7 protein-coding genes are annotated in these 9,827 nt (G+C 70.2%); 5 read left to right on the forward strand and 2 right to left on the reverse strand.

What is annotated here, in order from left to right; translation table 11 throughout:
• Window positions 1-7 precede the first annotated feature (7 nt).
• Genes E1288_RS25850 through E1288_RS25860 form a run of 3 tightly spaced genes read left to right on the forward strand, consistent with a single transcriptional unit; the run spans window position 8 to window position 5,149 of the window.
• Window positions 8-2,632, forward strand: a complete 2,625-nt coding sequence (locus E1288_RS25850) for a lantibiotic dehydratase (protein WP_132489381.1) — start codon at window positions 8-10, stop codon at window positions 2,630-2,632.
• A complete protein-coding gene (locus E1288_RS25855) occupies window positions 2,625-3,611 on the forward strand; it encodes a lantibiotic dehydratase C-terminal domain-containing protein (RefSeq protein ID WP_132489383.1) in 987 nt (328 codons plus the stop codon). Before E1288_RS25850 ends, E1288_RS25855 begins: the two co-directional genes overlap by 8 nt.
• Entirely contained in the window at window positions 3,608-5,149 is a 1,542-nt protein-coding gene (locus E1288_RS25860; protein WP_132489385.1) for a SagB family peptide dehydrogenase, read from the forward strand. Before E1288_RS25855 ends, E1288_RS25860 begins: the two co-directional genes overlap by 4 nt.
• A gap of 136 nt (window positions 5,150-5,285) precedes the next feature.
• On the opposite strand, the gene E1288_RS25865 is transcribed toward E1288_RS25860, so the two are convergent.
• Complete coding sequence (locus E1288_RS25865; protein WP_165968256.1) at window positions 5,286-6,566, reverse strand: FAD-dependent oxidoreductase; 1,281 nt, start codon at window positions 6,564-6,566, stop codon at window positions 5,286-5,288.
• Between the two features lie 283 nt (window positions 6,567-6,849).
• Here E1288_RS25865 and E1288_RS25870 point away from each other — a divergent pair, with 283 nt between their 5' ends.
• Both E1288_RS25870 and E1288_RS25875 read left to right on the forward strand, forming a co-directional pair.
• Window positions 6,850-7,512 (forward strand): class I SAM-dependent methyltransferase, encoded by a 663-nt coding sequence (locus E1288_RS25870; protein WP_165968257.1) that lies wholly within the window; start codon window positions 6,850-6,852, stop codon window positions 7,510-7,512.
• Between the two features lie 435 nt (window positions 7,513-7,947).
• Window positions 7,948-8,763 carry an AfsR/SARP family transcriptional regulator gene (locus E1288_RS25875; RefSeq protein WP_207954555.1) on the forward strand — a complete coding sequence of 272 codons (816 nt, stop codon included), beginning with the start codon at window positions 7,948-7,950 and terminating at the stop codon, window positions 8,761-8,763.
• 366 nt (window positions 8,764-9,129) lie between these two features.
• Here E1288_RS25875 and E1288_RS50445 read toward each other — a convergent pair whose 3' ends face one another.
• Complete coding sequence (locus E1288_RS50445) at window positions 9,130-9,426, reverse strand: DUF397 domain-containing protein (RefSeq protein ID WP_132489390.1); 297 nt, start codon at window positions 9,424-9,426, stop codon at window positions 9,130-9,132.
• Window positions 9,427-9,827: the final 401 nt, after the last annotated feature.

A 9,827-nucleotide genomic window follows, 5' to 3' on the forward strand; every position in this document is an offset into this window, starting at 1 on the left:
GGAGCCGATGACATACCGCGTCGAACCGGCCTTCGCGGTGCGCGTCGCCGGAATGCCGCTGGCCTTCCTCCGACGGCTGCGCACCGAGCGCACCGCCGAACTCGTCGAGCAGATCCTCAATGCGGAGCAATGGCTTTCAGCGCACGGCGACGCGCTTTCAGACGCACTGCACGACGTCGTCGGCCGCACCACCGACACCGGCCTGCGGAGGCGGCTCATCAACCTGCGCCGCGACGTGTACCAAGGCAGGCAGCCTCGCTCCGGTGTCGACGACGAACTGCTCGCCCAGCTGCCCGCGGAACTGGCCGAGGCGCTCACCGGCTGGCAGCGCCGCGTCCACGAGCGCGGCGCGCTGATCGCCGCCGCCGAAGCGGAACTGCCCGCGGAAGTGGCGCGGCAGCGGCACGCCGTGCACGAGCTGGCCGCCGACCCGGCCTTCCAGCGCGGCCTGGTGCTGGCCAGCCCGGATCTCTACCTCAGCCTCCGCAAGGCGTCGCCGGACCAGCCGGATCGCAAGCTGGAGCGCAAGCTCGCCAAGTACCTCTCGCGCACCGCGGCCAAGACCAGCCCGTACAGCACGTTCACCGGCTTCGCGGAAGGCCGGTGGATCGACTACGGCCCGCAGCTGCACTACGCGGGCGGCTCGCGACGCAGCGTCGTCGAGCTGAACGCCTTCACGCAGCAGCAGATCCCGCGCGCCCTGGCGGGCTGGCCCGAGATCCGGCCGCACCTGCCGCTCGCGGTGAACACCAGCGTGGTCGAGGACGGCGAGGTGCTGCGGTTCCTCGGGCGCAAGGACGGCGAAGCCGTGCTGGAACTGGCGAACACCCCGACGCTGCAACGCTTCCTGGGGGAAATCCGGCACGGCGTCGACCGGACCTACCGCGGCGTGGTGCGCGCGCTGGCCGGACTGGACCGGGAAGATCGCAGCGCGCAGATCGCGGGATTCCTCGACCAGCTCATCGACATCGGCCTGGTCGAGATCGGTTTCGGGATACCGGACAACGAGACCGACCACCTCGGCAGGCTCGCCGCCGAACTGGCGGGCTTCCCCGGCGACCGCGTCGCCGACGTCCGGGCCACCCTGCTGGCGCTGCGGGACGAGCTGGAGACCTACGGGCGGCTCGACGCTCCCGGGAGCCGGTTCGAGCAGTCGGCCGCGGTCACCGACCGGCTCCGGCAGGTCTACGCCCGGCTCGGCTGGGACGACTCGGGCGCGGAGTTCCCGAAGCAGGCCTTCTACGAGGACGTGCTGATCACCGGCGGCGCGGTGACCGGTCGGCTGGAATCCTGGCGCGGGCTGTTCGACCGGCTCGAACTCGTGCGGCGGATGGCCGGGCTGTACGACCGGTTCCTGCCCGGCCGCATCGCCGCCGAGGCGTTCTTCGCCGACCGCTACGGCGCCGGCGCCCAGATCCCGTTCCTGGACTTCTACCGCGACTTCGGCCGGGCGACGGGCAATCCGGCGGACACCGGCAGCCGGGTCAGCGGGGCGGACCTGGCGACCTGCTACGAGCGGGCGTTCCCGGTCCCGCGGATCGGGCTGGAGCGGCTGGATCGGCTGGCCGCCCTGCAGCAGCGGTTGGTCGCCGCGGTGGCCGAAGCAGCCGTCGACGATGCCGGAGTCCGGAACCTCTCGGCGCGGGCCATCGGCGAATTCCTCGACGAGGTACCGGAATTCGTGTCGCCGATCGAATCGGTCGCCTGCTACCTGCAGCCGATCGCCGGGGACCGACCGCGCGCCGTGCTGAACGAGCTGATGACCGGATTCGGCCGCAGCCAGGCCCGCCTGCTTCGGCTCGGGCAGCGCACCGGCGGCGGGACCTTCGCCCCGCCCGAGGCGGCCACCACGCCCCTGCGGTACGCAGAGATCACCGGGACCGTCGGGTCGAACCTCAACCTCAAGCACCCGCTGACCCACTACGAGATCAGCTACCCGGCGAGCACCAGCGACCGGCCGCCGGACCGGCGGCTGGCGCTCAGCGATCTCCTGGTCGTGCACGACCCCGGCGCCGGGGTGCTGCGGCTGGTCTCGAAGGGCCACGGCGTGGAGATCATGCCCGTGCACCTGGGCGTGATGGTCGAGTTCCTGCTGCCGCCCGCGTACCGGTTCCTCATCCAGATGTTCGGCCAGGCCGTGCCGCGCTTCGAGTTCATCAAGCAGCTGTCCACCGCCGCCCCGGTGGCCGAGGTGGACGGCGTCCGCCGGTATCCGCGCCTGGCGCTGGGCGATCTGGTGCTCAACCGCGCGGCGTGGGTGGTGCCCAGCGGGCTGCTGCCCAGGCGCGCCGCCGGTGGCTCGGCGCTGGAGCACCTGATCGAGGTGAACCGCTGGCGGCGTCGCCACCGGATCCCGCAGCAGTGCTTCGTCCGCGCCGTCGCCGGGCACGGCAACGCCTCGCAGCGGTCCCGTGTGGACGGTCTGTTCGACAAGACGCGCAAGCCCGTGTACCTGGACTTCGGCAGCGAACTGTTCGGCCACGTCTTCGAGGAGGTCGCCGCGAGCACCGACCAGCTGCTGGTCTTCGAGGAGATGCTGCCGGGACCGCAGGAGCTGGTTCCCGGCGAGGAGGACGGCGCTCGCGCCACGGAGCTGGTGGTCGAGCTGACGCAGGCAGGACGCGATGGCTGAAACGCAGTGGGTCAGCGTGCACATCCACTACCACGATCCGCTGGACGCGGTCGTCACCGGCGCGGTCCGGCCGCTGGTGGCGGAGCTGGGCGGCGGACTCGACGGGCACTTCTTCGTGCGGCACTGGCAGGCGGGCCCGCACCTGCGGCTGCGGCTGAAACCGCGTTCGCCCGGCGACGCGGACAAGGTCGTCGAACTCCTCGACCGGCGGGTGGGGGAGTTCCTCCGCGACCGCCCGTCCCTCACGGCCGTCACCGAGCAGGAATACCGCGAGGTGGCCGATCCGCTGGTGGGGATCGAGCGGGGCCAGCGCGAGACCGAACCGCTGCAACCGAACAACACCGTGCGGCACGTGCCCTACGAACCGGAATACGCGCGCTACGGCGGCACTCCCGAGGCCATGGGCGTCGTCGAACGGCACTTCGCCGAGTCCAGCGAGTTGGTGGCCGACCTGCTGGTGCAGGGCCCGGCCGGCGACCAGCGCACCGGGCAGGCGCTGGCGATGATGCTGGTCTGCGCGATGACGGCGGCAGGCGGGTCCGACGGCCTGGCCGACTACCTCGGCACCGGTCACCTCGACTGGGGGCGACGGCTGGTGTTCGGCGATCCGGATGCTGCCGAGACCCACTTCGAGGCGAAGTACCAGCGCCAGCGGCCCCGGCTGCTCGGCGTCGTCGAAGGGCTGGTCCGGGCGGTCGAATCCGGTGCCACCGAGCGCGCCGGAGCCGCGGTGGCGCGGTGGGCCGGCGCGACCACGACCCTGCGCGACGAGCTGCGGCTGCTCCGGGAGGGCGGCCGGTTCGCGGTGCAGGAGGTGCTGATGCCTCCGCAGCGGCATCGGGAGGCCGAACTCGCCAGCGTGCTGCTGTTCTGCTCGCACATGCACAACAACCGGCTGGGCGTCACGCTCCCGGAGGAGTCCTACCTGATGTACCTGCTGTGGCGGGCGGTTTCCGAGATCACCGGGAGTGCGAGTTGAACACCGAGCAGTCGGCCGCGAGCGCCCGCAAGTACCTGGCACTGGCCGAGGGCATGCCGATTCCCGAGGAGATCGACTGGGGCGATTCGCCGACCCAGTTCAAGGTCTACCGGGACAAGCCGCGGATCCCGCTGGGCTACCGGACCACCGGGGCGACGCCCACCGATCGGCTCGGGCAACTCCTGCTGGACTGCTACGGGGTGACCCGCTACCGGTGGACGACGGCCGACGCCCTGCGCCGGTTGATCGGCACCAGGGGAGCGGAGCCCGGCGGTGGCGCGAAGCTCGCCAGGAACGCGTTGCGGCCGGTCCCGTCCGGCGGTTCGCGGTTCCCCGCCGAGCTGTACGTGGTGGCCGGCCCCGGCAGCGGCATTCCACCGGGCGCCTACCACTACGACGCCGCGCACCACTCGCTGGTGACGTTGCGGGACGGCGACTGGACGCCCGAACTGGCCGCCGGCCTCGGCGGCGAACGCTCGGGGTTGACGCTGCTGACGACCGCGTTCTTCTGGAAGAACGCGTTCAAGTACGGCGACGTGACGTACCGGCTGTGCGGCCTGGACATCGGTGTCCTCATCGGGCAGATCCTCGCTGTGGCCGCGCGCGACCGGACCGAGGCGCGGGTGCGGTACCAGTTCGCCGACGACACCCTGGACGGCCTGCTTCGGCTCGACCCGATGCGGGAAAGCGTCTACGCAGCAATCGCTCTCGGCCCCGTCGAGCGGACCTCGGGCGGATCGCGACCCGTCGAGGGCGCGGAACTCCCGCGGACCGGCTCGGGTTCGGTGGCGGAGCGGGACTGGTCGATCGCGGCCTTGCCGCTGCAAGCCGAGGTGCACCAGGCGTCCAGGCGCACCGCGGAGCGGCCGGAGGCGGGCACCAAACCGGAGGTCAGCGCCTCGGCCGTGCCCGGCGGGGGAACGGTGGCACTGCCCGACCGCCGGGTCGACCCGCTCGACGGGTTGCGGGCCCGGCGTTCCTCGATGGGCTACTTCACCCCGTCCGACCTGGGCCAGGACGCGCTCGCGGCGCTGCTCGCGGCGGCGGCCGAGGGCTACCGGAACGATCTCGACGCGCCGTCACCCACTGTCCGGCACACCGCGCTCCTCTGCGCGGTGAACCGGGTTTCCGGCCTGGAATCCGGTGTCTACCGCTACCGGCCGGAGCAGGCCGACCTGGAGCTCGTGCGCGCAGCACCCGGAATCGGCGGCGAACTCCAGGAGGCGTTGCTGATCAAGCTCTTCAACCTCACCCACACGAACCTGTGCATCTACCCGGTGGGCGAATACGAGAGCGGCTTCCGCGCGCACGGCGACCGCTGGTACCGGGTGCAGAACATGGAAGCCGGAATCCTGACGCAGCGGCTCTACCTGGCCGCGGCGGCGCTCGGGCTGCGCTGCCACGCGAGCCTCGGCTACCACGTGCCGCAGACCAACCGCCTGCTCGGAATCGAAGGAACGGGCCTTACCAGCCTGCTCCAGGTGATGATCGGCTCCGGCCGAGCACCAGGAGACTTCTACGAGGCGGGCTGGCACTAGCGTCTCGCCCGCCTCCCGTCGGGGCGGGCGATTTCGCGCGAAATCAGCACCCGGTACGCCTGGCCGAAGGCGATTTCGCGCGAAATCGGCGTCGGTCCCGGGAACGGCGGGGAATCGCCGCTCCCGGGGACCGAGGTCACCTCCCGGCGGCCGACCTGGCGGGTTCCCGTCCCGGCTGCCACTTCCGCTGCATCATGCCGTTCATGGCGCGGAAGAAGACCCTCGACAGCGACACCGCGACCTTGTTGCTCTGCAAGCCCTGCTTCTGGTACTGCAACGCCTTCCGCACCGCGGCGAAGCCGTACTCGAGCATCCCGGCCTCGAAGACCCGGATCGCCTCGGTGGTCGCCGCCTTGCCGTCGCGCGCCGAAACGAGTTGGCGGCACAGCAGATCCGCGTCGCGCAAGGCAGTGTTGCCACCCATTCCGCCGACCGGCGACATGCTGTGCACCGCGTCGCCGAGCAGCGTGACGTTGGTGGTCTCCCACGGCTTGACAGGCACCGATGTCTTGTACGGCACCAGAAGCGCGCTCTCCGGGTCGGATTCGGCGATCAGCCTGCGCAGTTGCGGGTGCCAGTCGCCGACGAGCCGTTCGATCAGGCCCTTCAGCTCGGGCCCGTCGAGGGCCTCGATGTTGGCCGGGCACGCGCTGCGGCGGATCACGAAGGCGCTGCCGACGTAGGCGTCGTCGCCGCGCGTCTCGGGAATGTCGTCCATCGCGGCCGTGCGGTCGAAGACCGAGATGGACAGGAAGAACGGCGCCGGCGCCATGATCATGCTCCGCCCGGTGGACAGCGGCGGCTGCAGCCAGGCGCGAACCTCCTCGGTGAGCGGGAGTTTCAGCCCGATGCCGTAGGCGTCGGTGTCCACCCGATCCACGTGCGGCAGGTACTGCTTGCGCACCGGGGAGTTGACCCCGTCCGCGCCGACCAGGACGTCGCCGGTGGCCGTCGTGCCGTCGGCGAAGTGCGCGGTGATCTCGCCGTCCGGGCTGCGCTCGTAGCGCTCGAACTTCTTGTCGTAGTGCAGGACCTCGTCGAGGTCGGTGAGCAGCACCTCGCGCAGGGTCACCCGGTCGATCGCGTGGGAGCGCTCGGTCGGCCCGGAACCCGCGGCGCCGCGGGCGTCCTGCTCCATCACCATCAGTTCTTGCAGATCCTCGGTTAGGAACCGGAAACTGCCCAGGTCCACCGTGCTGCGCACGAACGTCTCCCAGGTCTCCGGCGGCAGGCAGGCGTGCAGCGCCTTCGCCCCGTGCGGGTCGATGTGGATCCGGTAGCCTTCCAGGCGATCGGTCCGGGTGCGATCCCGTTCGTAGACCGCGACGTCCACCCCGGCCTTGCGCAATCCCTGTGCCAGGCAGAGGCCGCCGATGCCGCCGCCGATGACGAGAACCCTTAACGATGTTTCCGGCATTTCCTGCTGGCCTCCTGGTAGTTCCCGGATTTCCCCGGATTGCGTCGAGCGGACGCGGGTGCCGATCGCGGCAACCCGTTCGGTTGCCCACCGAATGCCCGGCCGGTAGGCTGCGATTGCGCGTGACCGGCTCGGTTCGCGCAATCGGCCGACAGTCATCGCGGTGCAACGTTTTCGACCGGGTGTCACGGGTTTTCGGCGGTTCGGTGCGCTTCGCCCCCCAGCTCGACCACGTTCCCCCCGCTGACTGTTTCACATTACCTTCGGGCGGTCCAGGATGCAGATGCAAGAGATAACGACCAAAGCCGGGTACGACCGATGGGCGAGCACGTACGAACGAACGCCGAATCCGGTGGTGTCGCTGGACTCCCGGCACAGCGTCGGATTGCTCGCGCCGAAGCCGGGGGAGCGGATCCTGGACGCGGGCTGCGGAACCGGGCGCAACCTCGGCGCGATGCTCGCCGCGGGCGCGGAGCCGCAGGGCGTCGACTTCTCGGCCGGGATGCTCGACGTGGCCCGGCACAGCCATCCGGGCGTCCCGCTCTTCGAGGGCGACCTGCAGGAGGCGCTGCCGTTCGCCGACGCCGAGTTCGACGCGGTGTTGTGCGCCCTGCTGGGCGAGCACCTGGAGGAGCCGGCGCGGGCGGTCGCCGAGTTCCACCGGGTGCTGCGTCCGGGCGGGCGGCTGGTGTTCTCCGTCTTCCACCCCGAGATGGCGGCGACCGGGATGTCGGCGCAGTTCGAGGACGCCGGCGAGGTGTTCAAGATGGTCGCCTACCCGTACACAGTGGACGATTATGCGGGCTGGGTCTCGGGCTCCGGTTTCGCGGACCTCCAGCGGCACGAGCTTTCCGGCGACGAGCAGATGGTCGACGAGGTTCCGTGGGCGTCGTGGCTGGTGGGGCGCCCGCTCGTGCTGGTGCTGACCGCCGCGAAACCGGCCTGAGCGCGCACCGGCGCGATTTTTCGGCGACGCCCGGTCGATTAGCCGGGTATGGTGATCGGTAACGCGGGTTTTCCTGGGGATGAGCGGGAGGGCTTTGGCATGGGAGTTGTGATCTGCTGGGGGATTTCACCGGGTGCGCCCGGCGGTGGCGATGTGCTCCGCTCCGGCCCGGATGTGCACGGCAGACCCTGACGCGAACGGCATCGACGAATCGCCGCGGCCGCGAGCGGGCGGCCGCGATGCCCGGCGAACCGGCGTCCTGGTGACGCACTTCGTCGCGGCTTCACCCGGTCCCTCCCGGCACCACGGCTGATCCTGCCCGGACGGAGGACTGGGGACCTCGGGACGTGCCGCGCGCTGCGGGCGTGATCGGTGCTGCGATCACCCGTCCCGGCTGACAACTTCGTCCAACTCGTAGGCGGATGGTTGCTGGGCATGCCGTTACTGGAAATCAACGTGCTGGGGCCGGTTTCGGTCCGGCTGCGGAACTGTTCGATCGTGCCGACCGCCGGGAAGCCGCGGCAGGTGCTCGCCCTGCTGGCCCTGCGGTGCGGGCGCGCGGTCTCCGCGTCGACCCTGATGTCGGAGATCTGGGGAGATGCGGTGCCCCGCAGCGGCCCGACGACGCTGCAGACGTACGTCTTGCAGCTGCGGCGGCGGATCGAGGGTTCGCTGCCGGCCGGCAGCAATCGGACGGCCAAGGAGCTGCTCGCCCGCAGCTACAACGGCTACCAGCTCGTGGCGGCACCGCGTTCGTTCGACCTCGCCGAGTTCGACCGGCTGGCCGCGAGCGGCAGCGCCGCCCTGGCGAAGTGCGATGCGGAGAGCGCTTCGAGGTACCTGGGCCAGGCGTTGGACCTGTGGCGCGGGCCGGTCCTGGTGGACGTGCCGATGGGCCGGGTCCTGGCGGCGGCCGCCGCGACCATCGAAGATGCCCGCGCCCGCGTGCTGGAACAGCGGATCGTCGCCGATCTCCACCTGGGCAGGCACGCGGCGCTGATCCCGGAGCTGCGCAAGTTGGTGGCGGCGCACCCGGCGGACGAGAACACCTGCGCATTGCTGATGATCGCGCTCCAGCGGTCGGGTGCGTTGCCCCGGGCGCTGCAGGTGTTCGAGGACCTGGGCCGTGCGCTGGGTGGCGAACCGTCGGCCTGCCTGCAGCGGCTCCGGCAGGAATTGCTCGAGGACCCGGCGAGAATCGAGGTGTCGACGTACTTCCCGGTCGAATGCGGACTCCCGCAGACGGTTTGAAGTGATCTGAGTGCTCGTGAGTGGTTGTTCCGGTTCTTACCGGAATAACCACTCACGAGGACTGGAGGCGTCCTTCCGTCCGGTTCGGAGGCGTCGAACCACTTCAGCACTTGGGGAGCGGCGCGCGGCCCAGCTGGTCGCCGTGGTTAGCGGTGGGCTGGCCGTTTTTCCTCGGTCATCGCGCGCAGTGTCGTGGCCGCCGGGGCGGCTCGCTTTGATCCGGCGGATTGCATCATGTCGACGTTCTCGAAGCTTTCGCCGGCGTTGTCGCGCGGTGTGAGGTCGGTGACCGGAACCGCCAGGCGTGGGCATATTCCGGCCTTCCATCCCCGTGGTCGACGCAGCTCCCCTCCACGTTCGTGATCACTACTGCTCACACTGTGTTGTGATCACGAACGCAGAGAGTGCAAGGGTCGGGTCCGGGGCTGGACAACATTCGTGAAACGCCGTCCACGAACCGCCCGGACGGCCCAATTCATCAGCGGAGATCCCGTAACCCCGAGACGAACGCCACCACTGCCGCCAGGGGAACACCAGCACGGCCCCGTCCCGGTTCTTCGAATCCCGAACCCCGACGATGCCGGGGCCGCCGCCTACCTCAACGCACATCCCGCCCTGCCCGTTGCTGCGACTGGAGGTACGCCAGCGTGCGATGGCATCCATTGGTCACCTCACCGAATCGACCGCCCTCAAGGCTGCGTTGAGCAGCTTCCGAGTTTCTCCCATCAGGGCGAGCGCGTAGTCCTCCGTGGCGTTCTGCGGAGCGGAGGCGGACGCGGCGGACCTGCACGACCGCTCCGAAGTGGACTGGATACGCGAGGACACCTGCATGCGCTGCTGGCACGTCCTCACCGCCCGCCCCTGACCGGCCAGGAGGGCTCCCGATTTTGCCTAAAATTGGACAGTTCCGTGACGCGGAGAGATTTCCAATTTTAGGCTTGGTCTCAAGGGGTGGGTGCAACATCTCCTGGAATGATCTTGGTGGAGGTGTTGTGGTGTCGGTGGTCGAGCGGCATGGCGATGAGGTGTGGCGGCTGTGGTTGGAGGGGTTCGGGCAGCGGGAG

It is taken from the genome of Saccharopolyspora elongata (assembly GCF_004348985.1).
GTDB lineage: Bacteria > Actinomycetota > Actinomycetes > Mycobacteriales > Pseudonocardiaceae > Saccharopolyspora > Saccharopolyspora elongata.

Coding starts and splice junctions, on each gene's coding strand:
- E1288_RS25870 (WP_165968257.1), top strand. CDS start 6,850: ATGCAAGAGATAACGACCAAAGCCGGGTACGACCGATGGGCGAGCACG.
- E1288_RS25855 (WP_132489383.1), top strand. CDS start 2,625: ATGGCTGAAACGCAGTGGGTCAGCGTGCACATCCACTACCACGATCCG.
- E1288_RS25875 (WP_207954555.1), top strand. CDS start 7,948: ATGCCGTTACTGGAAATCAACGTGCTGGGGCCGGTTTCGGTCCGGCTG.
- E1288_RS50445 (WP_132489390.1), bottom strand. CDS start 9,426: ATGGATGCCATCGCACGCTGGCGTACCTCCAGTCGCAGCAACGGGCAG.
- E1288_RS25865 (WP_165968256.1), bottom strand. CDS start 6,566: ATGCCGGAAACATCGTTAAGGGTTCTCGTCATCGGCGGCGGCATCGGC.
- E1288_RS25850 (WP_132489381.1), top strand. CDS start 8: ATGACATACCGCGTCGAACCGGCCTTCGCGGTGCGCGTCGCCGGAATG.